The organism is Sphingomonas sp. PEI4 (assembly GCF_056679955.1).
On the sequence record NZ_CM155258.1, the window covers coordinates 1,006,677 to 1,020,431 of the forward strand.

The 13,755-nt window shown below is 64.8% G+C and carries 13 protein-coding genes; 7 read left to right on the forward strand and 6 right to left on the reverse strand.

Going from position 1 to position 13,755, the window contains the following annotated elements; translation table 11 throughout:
• Positions 1–64: 64 nt before the first annotated feature.
• The 3 genes from AC1MLZ_RS04405 to AC1MLZ_RS04415 form a co-directional block, all read right to left on the reverse strand.
• Positions 65–1,108 carry a phosphotransferase family protein gene (locus AC1MLZ_RS04405; protein WP_480961464.1) on the reverse strand — a complete coding sequence of 348 codons (1,044 nt, stop codon included), beginning with the start codon at positions 1,106–1,108 and terminating at the stop codon, positions 65–67.
• Between the two features lie 20 nt (positions 1,109–1,128).
• Entirely contained in the window at positions 1,129–2,211 is a 1,083-nt protein-coding gene (locus tag AC1MLZ_RS04410; RefSeq protein ID WP_480960632.1) for a Zn-dependent alcohol dehydrogenase, read from the reverse strand.
• 184 nt (positions 2,212–2,395) lie between these two features.
• Positions 2,396–3,679, reverse strand: coding sequence for an acyl-CoA dehydrogenase family protein (locus AC1MLZ_RS04415; RefSeq protein WP_480960633.1), 1,284 nt, complete (start codon positions 3,677–3,679; stop codon positions 2,396–2,398).
• 156 nt (positions 3,680–3,835) lie between these two features.
• Between AC1MLZ_RS04415 and AC1MLZ_RS04420 the strand changes: the two genes are divergently transcribed.
• Both AC1MLZ_RS04420 and AC1MLZ_RS04425 read left to right on the forward strand, forming a co-directional pair.
• Complete coding sequence (locus AC1MLZ_RS04420) at positions 3,836–5,080, forward strand: TetR/AcrR family transcriptional regulator (protein ID WP_480960634.1); 1,245 nt, start codon at positions 3,836–3,838, stop codon at positions 5,078–5,080.
• A gap of 87 nt (positions 5,081–5,167) precedes the next feature.
• Positions 5,168–5,542: a hypothetical protein gene (locus tag AC1MLZ_RS04425; RefSeq protein ID WP_480960635.1), complete on the forward strand. Its 375-nt coding sequence runs from the start codon at positions 5,168–5,170 to the stop codon at positions 5,540–5,542.
• Between the two features lie 160 nt (positions 5,543–5,702).
• On the opposite strand, the gene AC1MLZ_RS04430 is transcribed toward AC1MLZ_RS04425, so the two are convergent.
• Positions 5,703–7,004: a spinster family MFS transporter gene (locus AC1MLZ_RS04430; RefSeq protein WP_480960636.1), complete on the reverse strand. Its 1,302-nt coding sequence runs from the start codon at positions 7,002–7,004 to the stop codon at positions 5,703–5,705.
• Positions 7,005–7,452: 448 nt separating this feature from the next.
• Here AC1MLZ_RS04430 and AC1MLZ_RS04435 point away from each other — a divergent pair, with 448 nt between their 5' ends.
• Positions 7,453–8,148 carry a glutathione binding-like protein gene (locus AC1MLZ_RS04435; protein WP_480960637.1) on the forward strand — a complete coding sequence of 232 codons (696 nt, stop codon included), beginning with the start codon at positions 7,453–7,455 and terminating at the stop codon, positions 8,146–8,148.
• A gap of 330 nt (positions 8,149–8,478) precedes the next feature.
• Here the strand turns inward: AC1MLZ_RS04435 and AC1MLZ_RS04440 are convergent, their stop codons facing one another.
• Both AC1MLZ_RS04440 and AC1MLZ_RS04445 read right to left on the reverse strand, forming a co-directional pair.
• Entirely contained in the window at positions 8,479–9,315 is an 837-nt protein-coding gene (locus tag AC1MLZ_RS04440; RefSeq protein ID WP_480960638.1) for an SDR family NAD(P)-dependent oxidoreductase, read from the reverse strand.
• On the reverse strand, positions 9,273–9,887 hold the full coding sequence (locus AC1MLZ_RS04445; protein WP_480960639.1) for a glutathione S-transferase family protein: 615 nt from the start codon (positions 9,885–9,887) through the stop codon (positions 9,273–9,275). The genes AC1MLZ_RS04440 and AC1MLZ_RS04445 overlap by 43 nt, the downstream gene beginning before the upstream one ends.
• A 74-nt stretch (positions 9,888–9,961) precedes the next feature.
• On the opposite strand from AC1MLZ_RS04445, the gene AC1MLZ_RS04450 reads away from it, so the two are divergent.
• The 4 genes from AC1MLZ_RS04450 to AC1MLZ_RS04465 all read left to right on the forward strand — a co-directional run bounded on the left by AC1MLZ_RS04450 (position 9,962) and on the right by AC1MLZ_RS04465 (position 13,746).
• A complete protein-coding gene (locus AC1MLZ_RS04450) occupies positions 9,962–11,548 on the forward strand; it encodes a class I adenylate-forming enzyme family protein (protein ID WP_480960640.1) in 1,587 nt (528 codons plus the stop codon).
• Positions 11,545–12,321 carry a thioesterase family protein gene (locus AC1MLZ_RS04455; RefSeq protein ID WP_480960641.1) on the forward strand — a complete coding sequence of 259 codons (777 nt, stop codon included), beginning with the start codon at positions 11,545–11,547 and terminating at the stop codon, positions 12,319–12,321. Before AC1MLZ_RS04450 ends, AC1MLZ_RS04455 begins: the two co-directional genes overlap by 4 nt.
• A 126-nt stretch (positions 12,322–12,447) precedes the next feature.
• Positions 12,448–12,954, forward strand: a complete 507-nt coding sequence (locus tag AC1MLZ_RS04460) for an EF-hand domain-containing protein (protein ID WP_480960642.1) — start codon at positions 12,448–12,450, stop codon at positions 12,952–12,954.
• Between the two features lie 72 nt (positions 12,955–13,026).
• Positions 13,027–13,746, forward strand: a complete 720-nt coding sequence (locus AC1MLZ_RS04465; RefSeq protein ID WP_107952252.1) for a response regulator — start codon at positions 13,027–13,029, stop codon at positions 13,744–13,746.
• The last annotated feature ends 9 nt before the right edge of the window (positions 13,747–13,755 follow it).

Sequence of the window (13,755 nt, forward strand, 5' to 3'; positions counted from 1 at the left end):
CGGTGTACGACATGGTGAGCGCGAGCCCACCCCTAGCCCCTCCCGCCTGCGGGAGGGGAATGAGTCAGGCCCCCGCCTTCACCGCGAACCCCCAGGCCGCGTCCGCCAACCCGTGGATCTTCGCAACCGTCTTCTCCGCCTGCGCGCTCGAGGCGGTGCCATCGATGATGCGCTTCTTGATGCCCTGGACGATGCCGGTCAGGCGGAAGAGGTTGTACGCGAAATACCAGTTGAGATCGGGGACGCCGTCGCGACCTGTGGCGGTGCAATAGCGCGCGACGACCTGCTCGATCGTCGGGATGCCGGTGCCGGGGCCGGTCATGCCGAGTACGCCGGAACGACCTTCGGGTTCGGTCACCCAGCTCATCAGCAGATACGAGAAGTCCGCGAGCGGATCACCGAGTGTCGACAATTCCCAGTCGAGCACCGCGATCACCTTGGGTTCTGTCGGCGCGAAGATCATGTTGTCGATGCGGTAGTCGCCGTGGACGATCGAGGTCCGCGTCTGTTCGGGGAGCGTCCGCGGGAGCCATTCGATCAACCGCTCGACCGACTCCATGTGCTCGGTCTCGGCTGCGCGATACTGCTTGGTCCAGCGACCGACTTGGCGCTCGAAATAATTGCCAGGTTTGCCGTACTCACCAAGACCGGCTGCCGCATAATCGGTGTTGTGAAGCGCGGCGAGCGTGTCGATCATTGCCTCGTAATGCGCGGTACGTTCGGCCGGCGTCGCGCCGGGCATCGATCCGTCCCAGATCGTCCGCCCCTCGACCATCTCCATGACGTAGAACGCCGATCCGATCACGGCCGCGTCTTCGCACAGACCGTATGGACGCGGGACGGGGAAGCCCGTCGGATGCAGACCGGCGATCACGCGATATTCACGGTCGACGGCGTGCGCGCTGGGCAGGATCGGGCCGAACGGTTTCCGTCGCAGGACATAGGCGCAATCGGGCGTGTCGAGACGGTAGGTCGGGTTCGATTGGCCCCCGGCGAACTTCGCATAGGTGAGCGGGCCGGCATAGCCCGGAACCTTGGCGGTCATCCACGCGCCGAGCTTGTCGAGGTCGAGACGGTCCTTGTCGCCAACCGCGATCGTGCCGACCATGCTGGTGGCTGCGTCGCTCGTCACGAAAACGTGATCACGCTGCGAGTGGTGTCGCCGCGGCGGAGTTCGTCGAACGCGTCGTTGATGCGCTCCAGCGGCATGCGATCGGCGATGATCGTGTCGAGATCGAGCAGCCCCCGCATGTAGAAATCGACCAGCCGCGGTATGTCGACCGGAAAGCGGTTGGATCCCATGAAACCGCCCTGCAAGCGCTTGCCCGAGAGCAGGTCCATCGCCGACAGCCCGACCTTTTCGCCAAGCGGCATCATCCCGAGGATCGTAGCGGTACCGCCGCGTCGCAGCACCTTCACCGCGGTGGCCGCCGATTGCGCACGGCCGACCGCCTCGATCGCGTGGTGCACGCCGCCCTTGGTAATCTCGACAACCTGATCGGCGGCAGTATCGGACAGCGCGTCGATGCTGTGCGTCGCGCCCAGCTTCTCCGCCATCGCGCGCTTTTCGGGGACGGGATCGAGCGCGATGATCTTCCCCGCGCCCGCGATCTTGGCGGCGTTCACCGCCGCGAGGCCGATGCCGCCGCAGCCGACCACGCACACCGTCTCTCCCGGTGTCACGTCCGTGGTGTTGAACACCGCCCCTGCCCCCGTCGTGATCGCGCAGCCAAGCAAGGCCGCACGGTCCATCGGCATGTCGCGGTCGATCGCGACGCAGGCATGTTCGTGTACGAGCATCATTTCGGCATAGGCGCTGAGGTTGAGCATCTGCGCGATCGGCCGGTCGCCGAGCATGAGACGTGGTGCGGCACCCTTCGGACGGCGCACGCTGGCGTCGATGCACAGTGACATCCGCCCAGTGACGCAGAACTCGCATTGGCCGCAGAATGCCGAGAGACAGGTCACGACATGGTCGCCGACCTTCACGCCGCGCACTTCCTCGCCGACCGCCTCGACCACACCGCAGGCCTCGTGCCCCGGGATCGTCGGCATCGCGTGCGGGTAGGCGCCGTCGACGAAATGCAGGTCGGACCGGCACACGCCGACCGCCACCGTGCGGATCAGAACCTCGTGGGCCGTCGGCTTCGAGACGGTCACGTCTTCGATGCTGAGCGGGGTGTTGGCTTCGAAAAGGACTGCGGCTTTCATGTCTGCCTTTCGTATGGGTATCAGCGCGTTCCAACTCAGCCCGTCATCCCAGCGAAAGCTGGGATCTCCCCGTTCCGGGTCGCGGCGTCAGCCAAGAGGGATACCCCAGCTTTCGCTGGGGTGACGGACTGGGGGAGATAATGGTCCTTCGACTTCTCTCAGGACGAACGGGGGGTGGGTGAGTTTACCGGCTGACCCCAATATCTCCGCTCGACACGCCACCTTTGCGAAAATCCCCATACTTCCCGAACTCGTTGCGCGCGATCGAGCGGTTGTGGACTTCATCCGGACCATCCGCGAACCGCAAGGTCCGCATCGCCGCCCAGTCGTGCGCTAGCCGGAAATCACCCGAGACCCCCCCGCCACCATGCGCCTGGATCGCGTCGTCCAGGATGCGCAACGCCATGTTCGGCGCCGCCACCTTGATCATCGAGATCTCGATCTGCGCGGATTTGTTGCCCGCCTTGTCCATCATGTCCGCCGCCTTGAGGCAGAGCAAACGAGTCATCTCGATGTCGATCCGCGCAGTCGCGATCCGCTCCTCCCACACCGAAAAGTCCGCGATCCGCTTCCCGAACGCAACGCGGGTAAGCAGCCGTCGTGCCATCGCCTCGATCGCAGTTTCCGCAACGCCGATCGTCCGCATGCAGTGATGGATACGGCCTGGCCCAAGCCGCCCCTGCGCGATCTCGAACCCGCGCCCCTCGCCGAGCAGCACGTTCTCGACCGGAACACGGACGTTCTCCAGCACGACCTCGCCATGCCCGTGCGGCGCGTGGTCATAGCCGTACACCGACAACATCCGCTTGATCGTCACGCCGGGCGTGTCCATCGGCACCAGGATTTGACTCTGCTGCTGGTGCCGCGAACCTTCGAAGCTCGTCTTGCCCATGACGATCGCGATCTTGCAGCGCGGATCGCCGACGCCCGACGACCACCATTTCGTGCCGTTGATGACGTAGTGATCGCCGTCCCGCACCATCGACGTCTCGATGTTGGTCGCATCCGACGACGCCACCGCCGGCTCGGTCATCAGGAACGCCGAGCGTATCTTGCCGCGCATCAGCGGGCCGAGATACGCCTCCTTCTGTGCGCGCGTGCCATAGCGGTGGAACACCTCCATGTTACCGGTATCGGGCGCCGAACAGTTGAAGCATTCGCTCGCCCAACCGACCTTGCCCATCTCCTCCGCACATAACGCATATTCGAGATTGGTGAGCTGCGTGCCTTCGAACTCGAACGAATCGTCGACATGCGTCTGACCCGAATGCGGCGGCATGAAGAAATTCCAGAGCCCAGCCGCCTTGGCCTTCTCCTTCATCTCCTCGATCACCGGAATCACCTTCCAGCGCTCGCCCTCATGCGCCTGCGCGTCGTAATCCGCCTGGCGCGGACGGATATTCTGGTCGATGAAATCCCGGACCCGATCCCGGAAATACGTCTCTCGTTCGCTCAGCGTGAAATCCATGCGGGCTCTCCGTTCGTCATCGCGTTTTCGGCGGGTTAGACCATACCGCGTATTCGGTAAAGCGTCCGAAGGCCTCCCGAAAGACCGATTTTAAGTCCGCCCTGAAAGCGCCTAAAAAGCACTGTATCTTCAAATCGAAGGTGATAGGGTGTTTCGATGAAGGTTCCGGCAGACGTCAGCGACGAGAGCGAACAGGGCACGAAGCGCTTCCGTGCGAAGCGGGACGCGATCCTCGCCGCAGCGGCAGAGGCGATCAACGAACAAAGTGCCAAGGGCATGACGTTCGCGGACGTGGCGCGGCGCGTCGGGCTCAACACCACCAGCGTTACCTATTATTTCAAGCGCAAGGAAGACCTCGCGGCGGCGGCGTTCGAGAACACGCTCGAGTCGCTGATCGCGATGCTTGACGTCGCGGCGGAAGAATCCTCACCCGAAGAGCGCGTGCGGCGCTATCTCGGGCTCAACATGGCGCGGCTCGGGCGGATTCAGCGCGGCGAGGAGAAGGCGTTCGCGGTCCTCTCCGATCTGCGTGCGACCGAGGAGCCGATGCGCGGTCGGCTGATGGCGGGCTGGCGTGAGGTGTTCCGCCGCACGCGCCTGTTGTGGGGGCCGACCTCATCACGCGCGCAGACCGATCTCAACGGCGCGCGCGCGCACGTGCTGTTGGAGAACACGTTCTGGCTGCCGATCTGGCTGACGCGGTACGAGCCCGATCAATATGGTCGCGTCGAGGAACGGCTGATGGACGTGTTCGCACACGGCATCGCGAGCAAGAACGCAAAATGGTCCCCTACCCTGCTCGATCTCAGCCATGACGAGGCGGAGCCCGGGCGCGAGGCGTTCCTGCTGGCCGCCACCCGCCTGATCAACGAGCTCGGCTATCGCGGCGCATCGGTGCAGAAGATCGCGTCCGAACTGAACGTGACCAAGGGCAGCTTCTACCATCATCTCGACGCGAAGGACGACCTCGTCATCGCGTGCTACCGCCGCAGCTTCGACACCATCGCCGATGCGCAGAGCCGTGGCGAGACCGAAGGCGGCAGCTACTGGCACAAGCTGTCGAGCACCGTCGCGACGCTGCTCGACGTCCAGTTCGCCGAGCGCGGGCCATTGTTGCGCACCACGGCACTGAGCGGTCTCCCGGTCGGCGTCCGCAACGCGATGGTCGACCGCTCGAACGGCATTGCGCGTCGCTATGCCGGCATGATGATGGACGGGATCGGCGAAGGCTCGATTCGCGCAGTCGATGCGCTGATCGCGGCGCAGGCGTTGATGGCGCTGCAGAACGCCGCGTTCGACATGCGTAAATGGGCGTCGACCATGCCGCGCGAACGAGCAATCGCGATGTACGCCTCGACGCTGATGTACGGGCTGTTCGATGATCGGATGGCGAAGGCCTAACCGCAATCGGTTGCGATCGCATCCGTTACGGTTTCCTTACCTTGCATTAATCGGCCTCACCCGATGCGACCTCCGAACGGAGGCGGCATGCATAGTATCACCACGGATCTCGGGTCAGGGATCATCGAAGTCGAAGCATCGGGGTTCTGGACGCTCGCGCATGTCGAAGACTTCCTGCGGGATCTTAATCGCGAGGCGCGCCGCGTGCTGGCGACCGGCAAGCGGCACATGCTGCTGTGCGATTTCACGCGGGCCGCGATCCAACCCCAGGAGGTGATCACGATGCTGCAGCGGGTCGCCGTGACGATGCCGCTGAAATCCCGCAAGGTGGCGCTCTATACCGACGGGAAGCTCGCGCGGTTGCAGGTGAAGCGGATCGCGTCGGTGCGCGACGACATGGCGGTGTTCGGCGATCGGAAATCGGCGCTGGCGTGGATGCTGGCGGGTGGGCCTAACGCATAGCTTGGCCAAGCAGTATCCCATCAATCATCCCGCGGTCGCGTGGGGATCGTCAACGCCCCCACCCCGTCATCCTGACGAAAGTCAGGATCCAGGATTGCAAGGTACGGCGTTCGTAACTCTGGGCCCTGACTTTCGTCAGGATGACGGAGGAGGGTGCGCGTTACCTAGCCAAATCCTCCGCGCGCTTCAGCAAAACGCCCGCGCGCCAATAGTGGAACAGCGCCCAGGGCGTCATCAGCACGATGATGATCAGCGCATAGCGCAGCGAATCTTCGCCGAAGCCGGGCTTTAGCAAGTCGCTCAGCCAGCCGACCATCGTCGGCCCCAGTCCCAGCCCGACCAGATTGATCACCAGCAACGTGATCGCCGCCCACATCGCCCGGATCTGCAACGGCGCGAGGTGCTGGATCAGCGCGAAGCTTGGCCCGAGATACGAGTTCGCGAAGATCAGCGACACGAAATAGCTGCCGATCGCGATCGCCGGCACATCGATCAAGTAGAAGGCGAGTGCGAACGGCAGCGACAGCCCCTTCATCGCCAGCACCACCCAGGCCTGGACATGCAGCCCATGGCGCTTGGCAAGCACGTCCGCGATCTTGCCGCCAGCCAGCGCCGAGATCGCGCCGAACAGCGCCCCCGGCAGCGCGATGTAGCGCGAGATGTCGAGCATCGAGATGCCGAGCGACCGCTGGATATAGCTCGGGCCCCAGCCGGTCAGCGCGTAACCGATCATCGAGGTCAGCGTAACACCGACCACCAGATGCCGCGCCGGCGCACTTGCCCACATCGACGCGAACCCTTGCGCGACGCTCGGCATCGGCGTCGCCACCGCGCGCGTCGCATCGGACAGGCCGCGACGGGGCTCGACCATGAACAGGCGGACGAGGACGGCGAGCACGATACCCGGCAGGCCCACGGTCATCATTGCGATCCGCCAGCCATAGCTATGCGCGACGACGCCGCCGATCAGCGTGCCGAACCCCGCGCCTAGCACCACGCCGAGCGAATACACCGCCATCGCGCTCGCGCGTTTCTCGGGCGGATACAGGTCGGCGATGATCGAATGGCTGGGCGGGCTCGACCCCGCCTCGCCGATGCCGACGCCGATCCGGAACAGCATCAGTTGCGTGAAGTTCTGCGCGAGCCCGCATAGCGCGGTCATCGCACTCCAGATCGTCAGGCTGGCGGCGATGATGTTGCGGCGACTTGTCCGATCCGCCAGCCGCGCCACCGGAATACCCAGCGTCGCGTAGAAGATCGCGAACACGAGTCCCGACAGCAATCCGAGCTGCGTATCGGTCAGCAGCAGGTCCGCCTTGATCCGCTCAAGCAGGATCGCGAGGATCTGGCGGTCCATGTAGCTGAAGAAATAGGTGAAGGTGAGCAGGGCCAGCGTCAGGCCCCGTCGCTTCATCGCCAAGGCGTCGGCGATCTCGGGATGGGACTGATACGCTGAAGCCATCGACAATACCTCGAAGTCTAAACTGCGTTTACGCTAGGGCATGGAGAGCGTACCAGACAAGCTAAAGCTGACTTTCGCGCCGACTTGCGACGAGCCGAGCGCCCAAGGGCGACAAACCGAATCAACGCGGAAAGGCAAAGTCTTGCGGCTTTTGCAGGTAGTAGGGGGTTCGTGAGAAGGACGGCGGAAGATGCGTCCTCGTTCGGGTCGCTCTTCCGCCTTATCCCCTCTCCAACGTCGTGGCCGGGCTCGTTTCCGCATCAGCTATGAAACGAAACGTCCGGGCAATCTGAATACCGGGTATGCGGCTCCCCTCGCATAGATTCGCGGCGTTGCAAAGCGTATTTTGCTTTGCCGCGTCCGCCGGCGGACTCCTTCAGTCGCGCCTGGCTTGCCGTCCACGGCCCCCGTCCCATCTGCGAAGCGACACAATCGCTGGAGCATTCCGATGATCGACCTGTTTTACTGGCCCACGCCGAACGGCCACAAGATCACGCTGTTTCTCGAGGAAGCCGGGCTCGATTACACGATCAAGCCGGTCAACATCGGCAAGGGCGAACAGTTCGCGCCTGACTTCCTGAAGATCGCGCCGAACAACCGGATGCCTACAATCGTCGATCATGCGCCGAGCGACGGCGGCGAGCCGATCGCGATCTTCGAATCGGGCGCGATCCTGCTGTATCTGGCCGAGAAGACCGGGCGATTCGGTGGCGGGGATTTGCGCGGCCGGACGGACGTGAACCAGTGGCTGATGTGGCAGATGGGCGGACTTGGGCCGATGCTCGGCCAGAACCATCATTTCAACCGCTATGCGCCGGAGAAGATTCCGTACGCGATCGATCGATACGTGAAGGAAACCAACCGTTTGTACGGCGTGCTCGATCGGCGACTTGCGGGCCGGGACTTCATCGCAGGCGACTATTCGATCGCGGACATGGCGGCGTATCCCTGGATCGTACCGTATGAGGCGCAGGGGCAGCGGCTGGAGGATTTCCGCAATTTGAAGCGCTGGTTCGAAGCGATCGCGGCGCGACCGGCGACGATCGCCGCCTACGAGAAAGGCAAGGCGGTCAACGACAGCAGCGTGCCGATGACGGACGAGGCGAAGAAGACGCTGTTCGGACAGACTGCGGCGACTAGGTAGGAAGCGCTCAGTAGAGTGCCCTCCTGTAGCGCCGCGTGATCGCCATGTAAGGGCAATGCCGCCCCCTAGCCCCACCCCGGCGAAGGCCGGGGCCCAGTTGGGGAACGCTGCCTAACCGCGGCCGCGCTTCGCTACAGGCGCCTTGCCAACTGGGCCCCGGCCTTCGCCGGGGTGGTTACCTTCCCTGTCCACATTGACCGGTTCAACTCGTGTCATCAGTTCGAGACGTGTCGATCTGTGCTGAGGCCAGGCTTGTTAGTCCTACCCTGGTGGGAAAGATCGAACGCCTGCCGCGGTCCAAGGTCATTCACGCCTTCCCGCTCGCGACGTTCACCCTTCCCGACCCGGCCGCCGCGACAGCGCGACATCCAGGTGACCGCCGCCATCCAGCAGCAGCACCTTGCCCGTCAACGCCCGGCTCATCGGATCGAGCAGCATCTCGATCGGTCCTGCGACATCGTCGGGTCCAGTGGCGAACCCCATCGGCACCGACGCCGCCACCTTTGCGTTGAGCTTGGCGAATCCTTCCGCCCCGAGCCGCTTCTCATACCAACCGGTCGCGACATATCCCGGCGCGACCGCGTTGACGCGGATTTCAGGCGCCAGGACGCGCGCCAGACTCTTCGTCATCGTCACGAGCGCGCCCTTCGACGCGGCATAGGCGATCGACGATCCCATTCCGAACACGCCAGCGACACTGGCCACGTTGACCACCGCTCCGAACGGACTGCCGCGCAGGGCCGGCACGCATGCGCGGACCATCTGGAACGGCGCGATCGTGTTGAGCCGGTAGATGTCGATGAAGTCTTCTGCGTCGAGCGCATCGAGATCCTCGTGGGCTGCGAATTTCGTGCGGCCGGCATTGTTGACGAGGAAGTCGATCCGCCCGAACGCGTCGGTCGCGGCCGCGGCGAGCGCCCGGCACGCGGCGTCCTCGACGATGTCGGCCTTTACCGCGATCGCGTCGAGCCCCACGTCGACGGCGAGCGCTTCGGCTTCGTCTCGACTTGTCGCGTAGTTTATTACGCAGCGAACACCGCGCGCGGCCAGCCGCCGCACCACCGCCGCACCGATCCCGGTGCCACCACCGGTGACGATCGCGACGGCGCCTTCGATGCCGGCACTCACGCCTGCGCACTCGGACGGGCCGACGCGCGCGCGTGCCACGCGTGCAGATGCGTCAGGTCGTCGGGCATTCGCACGCCGACGAACGTCGCGAAATCGATCGTCGTCAGCAAGACAATGTCAGCTATCGTATAGCGCTCGCCGTCGAGCCAGTTGCAACCGTCCAGCGCGTGATCGAACTCCGCCATCGCCGCCAGCACGCGCGGACGCTGGCTCTCGCCGAACTCGGTATATTGCGGCTGGACGATCCGCGCGGTCCAGGGATGCGTGTGCTGCCACACCATCGACAAGGGCGTCATCAGCCGCAGCTCGATCCGCCGCGTCCACATGTCGATCACGGCGATGTTGTGCGCGCCGTGGCCGAACAACGGGGGGTCGGGGTGCAGCGCCTCGAAATAGCGGCAGATCGCAACGCTCTCGGTCAGCACACGACCATCGTCGAACGCGAGCGCGGGCGTCTGGCCAAGCGCATTCACGGCAAGGAACGAATCCTGCTTGTGCTCGGCCTTCGGGATCGAGATCTGCACCATCGGCACGCGGATATGCTTTTCTGCGAGGAAAATGCGGACGCGGCGCGGATTGGGCGCCGGCAGCGCGCTATCGTAGAACAGCAAGCGGTCTCTCCTCGACTCGTATTTTCGAATATAGCGTATGGCATTACGGGTCGCGTTCGCCTAGCGGTGCCGGGATGACGACCGCTGCAGAGATGCTCGCCACCGGCTTTGCCACCTTGCCGGACCTGATCCACACGCACGCGCAGGAACGTGGCAAACGCGCGGCAGTGGCCGATGCTCAAGGCAGCATCGGCTATGCGACGCTCGATGGTTTGATGGACCGGGTGGCGGCCGCATTGCAGCGGGACGGAGTGACGCCAGGTACCGCGGTGGCGATCGTCTCGGCGCCCACGAAGGACTATGTGGCGGTATTCCTTGGTACGGTACGCGCGGGGTGTGTAGCGACGCCGATCGCGCCGTCCGCTACGCCAGCGGCGATCGCGGCGATGATCGCGGATAGCGGCGCACCGATCGTGTTTCTGGATGTTGAGAATGCGCGAGCATTGGATGGGCACCACCTCACGGCCCGCCCCATCTTGTTCCCCCGCGAAGGCGGGGGCCCAGACAGGGCTCCCGCCTTCGCGGGGGAACAAGCTTTTGGGGGTTTTAACGATTGGTTGGCTTCTCCCGACGCCAAGCCAAATCCCGTCGCAATCGCGCCCGAAGACCCCTTCAACATCATCTACTCCTCGGGCACGACCGGCACGCCGAAGGGCATCGTCCAGAGCCACGCGATGCGCTGGGCGCATATCTCGCGCAACACTGCCGCCGGGTTCGACACCGCGGTCACGATGATCGCGACGCCGCTCTATTCGAATACCACGCTGGTCAGTTTCCTGCCGACGCTCGGCTGGGGCGGCACCGTCGTGCTGATGAAGAAGTTCGAGGCGCGCGCCTATCTCGAACTCGCCGAGCATTACCACGCCACGCACACGATGCTGGTCCCGGTGCAATACCAGCGGATCATGGCGCTGCCTGATTTCGACAGCTTCGACCTGTCGGGGTTTCGCTTCAAGACCAGCACCAGCGCGCCCTTCTCCGCGGCGCTGAAGGCCGACGTCGTCGCACGCTGGCCCGGCGTGCTCGTCGAGTTCTACGGCATGACTGAGGGCGGCGCGAGCTGCGCGCTCAATGCCACAGCCAACCCGACCAAGCTGCACACCGTCGGCCAACCGATGCCGGGCCACGAGATCCGCCTGATCGACGACGATGGTATCGAAGTCGCGCCCGGCGAGATGGGCGAAGTCGTCGGCCGCAGCCCGGCGATGATGAACGGCTATCACGGCCGTGCGGAGGCAACGCGGGATGCCGAATGGTATGACGAGAACGGCAACCGCTACATCCGCCACGGCGACGTCGGGCGCTTCGACGAGGACGGTTTCCTGACGCTGATGGACCGCAAGAAAGACCTCATCATTTCGGGCGGCTTCAACATTTATCCATCGGACCTCGAGGCAGTATTGGCACAGCACCCGGCGGTAGCGGACTGCGCGATTATTGGCGTTCCATCGGAAGCCTGGGGCGAGACGCCGGTCGGGTTCTACGTCCCCCGTGCCGATGCGGTCGTCGATGCTACGGCGATCCTAGCCTGGGCGAACGGCCAGCTCGGCAGGACGCAGCGCCTGTCCGCCCTCCACGTCGCCGACGAACTGCCCCGCAGCGCGATTGGCAAAGTCCTCAAGCGAGAACTGCGCGACAGGCTGGCAGGTGCCGCCGCATGACCAGTCTCAAACAGGCGATCGACGCGCTGGAGCCAACCGAGGGTGGCTGGCACGGGACGGTGCCCGAGAATTGGTTGCAGGGCCGCACCGCCTATGGCGGCTTCTCCGCTGCGCTGGCGCTGCATGCCGCACGGCAGTCCGACGTCGATCTGCCCCCCCTGCGATCTGCGCAGGTTTCCTTCATCGGGCCGCTTTCAGGCGATATCGTGATCCGCGCGAGTCGGTTGCGGCGGGGGCGCAATGCGGCGTTCGTGCAGGCGGATGTCGAGAGCGAGGCCGGGCTTGGCCTGCGCGCGACGTTCGTGTTCATGGGCGCGGTCGCATCGCGCGTCGATCACCAGACCGGTCGGGCGCCGGACTTCCCGATGCCGGAGCCCGATACGCAGACGTTTCGCGGCCATAGCGCCGTTGCGTTCTCGCGGAACTTCGACTTGCTCGAACGCCGTGACGACAGCGTCGGCCCCGCGGAATGGCTGCGGTGGGCGCGGCTTGTCGAGCGCGACGGGCTGGATCCGATGGTCGAGCTCATGGCGGTTGCCGACGGCCTGCCACCTGCCGCGCTGAAGCTGCTGGGCGGCCACGCCCCGCTCAGTTCGATGACTTGGTTGCTCAATATCCTCGGCCCGCAACCGGCGACGCGCGACGGCTGGTGGCTGCTCCGCGCGACCACCGACTATACCAAGGACGGGAGTTCGAGCCAGCAGATGGCGATCTGGAACGCAGACGGCACGCCGGTCGCCGAACAGATGCAGAGCGTCGCGATCTTCGCCTGACCCCATATCCTGAACCCTGACATATCTTGCGACACATTGCCGGCGCGGCGGCAAAACCCTGCGACAACCGGAGTTTAGAACGACTGTCATTCGATGGGAATTCGTCCCACTCCGCCGGAGACCGACATGCGCAAGACCGTCCTCACCCTGATGCTCGCCGCCAGCGCGATCACGTCTGCCGCTAGCAGCGCGCAGACACCCATCACGCCGCGTCCACCGATGCATCAGGACGCCAACCGCGACGGCGTCGCCACGCGCGCGGAAGCAATCGCGCAGTCCGACGCCCGGTTCGCGCAGATCGATACCGACCATGACGGCCGGGTGACCGGCGGCGAGATGCGCGCCTATCGTGCCGCGCTGCATGACCGGATGGTGGCGAGCGGTCGCGACGTTCCCGTGGCACCGCCGGGCGGCCGCAAGCATGACGGAATGGGTCACCGGATGGATCCCAACGGCGACGGCAGCGTGACACGCGAGGCGTTCGAGGCACGCGCGCTCAAGCAGTTCGACCGGATGGACGCCAATCACGACGGTACGATCGATGCGACCGAGCGCGCCAACGCCGCCGAGATGCGCCACGGCGACCGGCGCGAACGCCGCGAAGGCGTTACCGCGCCCACGCTTGCTCGATAACCCGAAAGCCGGGAAGCATCGGGCAAACCCCGGTGCTTCCCCTGGACAGCCGCCATGCTAGACACTGCTCCGATGGGAGATATGCCGCATTTGCTGCTCGTCGACGACGAGCGCTCGATCCGCGAGCCGCTGGCCGTGTACCTCACCAAGCAGGGGTTTCGCGTCACGCAGGCCGGCGATGCCGAGGCGGCGCGGACGCGGCTGACGGCATATGCGATTGACCTCGTCATCCTCGACATCATGATGCCGGGCGAGGACGGGCTGTCGCTGTGCCGCCACATCGCCGCGACCAGCGATGTGCCGGTCATCCTGCTGACCGCACGCGCCGAGGAAACCGACCGGATCGTCGGCCTCGAAATGGGCGCGGACGATTATGTCGTGAAGCCGTTCTCGCCGCGTGAACTCGCGACCCGCGTGAAAGTGATATTGCGGCGTGCTACTGCGGGCGGATCGCGCCAGCACGCACCGGAGAGCAGCTCCTACGGGTTCGCCGGCTGGGTGCTAAAATCGGGCGAGCGTGCGTTGATCGACCGCGAAGGCGTATCGGTGCCGCTGTCGACCGGCGAGTATAACCTGCTGCTCGCGCTCGTCACCCGCCCGCGCCAGGTCCTCACGCGGGACCAGTTGCTCGACCTGACGCAAGGCCGCGAAGCCGCCGCATTCGATCGCGCGATCGACAACCAGATCAGCCGGTTGCGGCGAAAGATCGAAGCCGACGCGAAGACGCCCGAACTGATCAAGACGGTATGGGGCGGCGGCTATACGCTGGCGGCCGAAGTCACGCGGTTGTGACGCATTTTC

Coding starts and splice junctions, on each gene's coding strand:
- AC1MLZ_RS04405 (WP_480961464.1), bottom strand. CDS start 1,108: ATGGTCGGCACGATCGCGGTTGGCGACAAGGACCGTCTCGACCTCGAC.
- AC1MLZ_RS04410 (WP_480960632.1), bottom strand. CDS start 2,211: ATGAAAGCCGCAGTCCTTTTCGAAGCCAACACCCCGCTCAGCATCGAA.
- AC1MLZ_RS04415 (WP_480960633.1), bottom strand. CDS start 3,679: ATGGATTTCACGCTGAGCGAACGAGAGACGTATTTCCGGGATCGGGTC.
- AC1MLZ_RS04420 (WP_480960634.1), top strand. CDS start 3,836: ATGAAGGTTCCGGCAGACGTCAGCGACGAGAGCGAACAGGGCACGAAG.
- AC1MLZ_RS04425 (WP_480960635.1), top strand. CDS start 5,168: ATGCATAGTATCACCACGGATCTCGGGTCAGGGATCATCGAAGTCGAA.
- AC1MLZ_RS04430 (WP_480960636.1), bottom strand. CDS start 7,004: ATGGCTTCAGCGTATCAGTCCCATCCCGAGATCGCCGACGCCTTGGCG.
- AC1MLZ_RS04435 (WP_480960637.1), top strand. CDS start 7,453: ATGATCGACCTGTTTTACTGGCCCACGCCGAACGGCCACAAGATCACG.
- AC1MLZ_RS04450 (WP_480960640.1), top strand. CDS start 9,962: ATGACGACCGCTGCAGAGATGCTCGCCACCGGCTTTGCCACCTTGCCG.
- AC1MLZ_RS04455 (WP_480960641.1), top strand. CDS start 11,545: ATGACCAGTCTCAAACAGGCGATCGACGCGCTGGAGCCAACCGAGGGT.
- AC1MLZ_RS04460 (WP_480960642.1), top strand. CDS start 12,448: ATGCGCAAGACCGTCCTCACCCTGATGCTCGCCGCCAGCGCGATCACG.
- AC1MLZ_RS04465 (WP_107952252.1), top strand. CDS start 13,027: ATGGGAGATATGCCGCATTTGCTGCTCGTCGACGACGAGCGCTCGATC.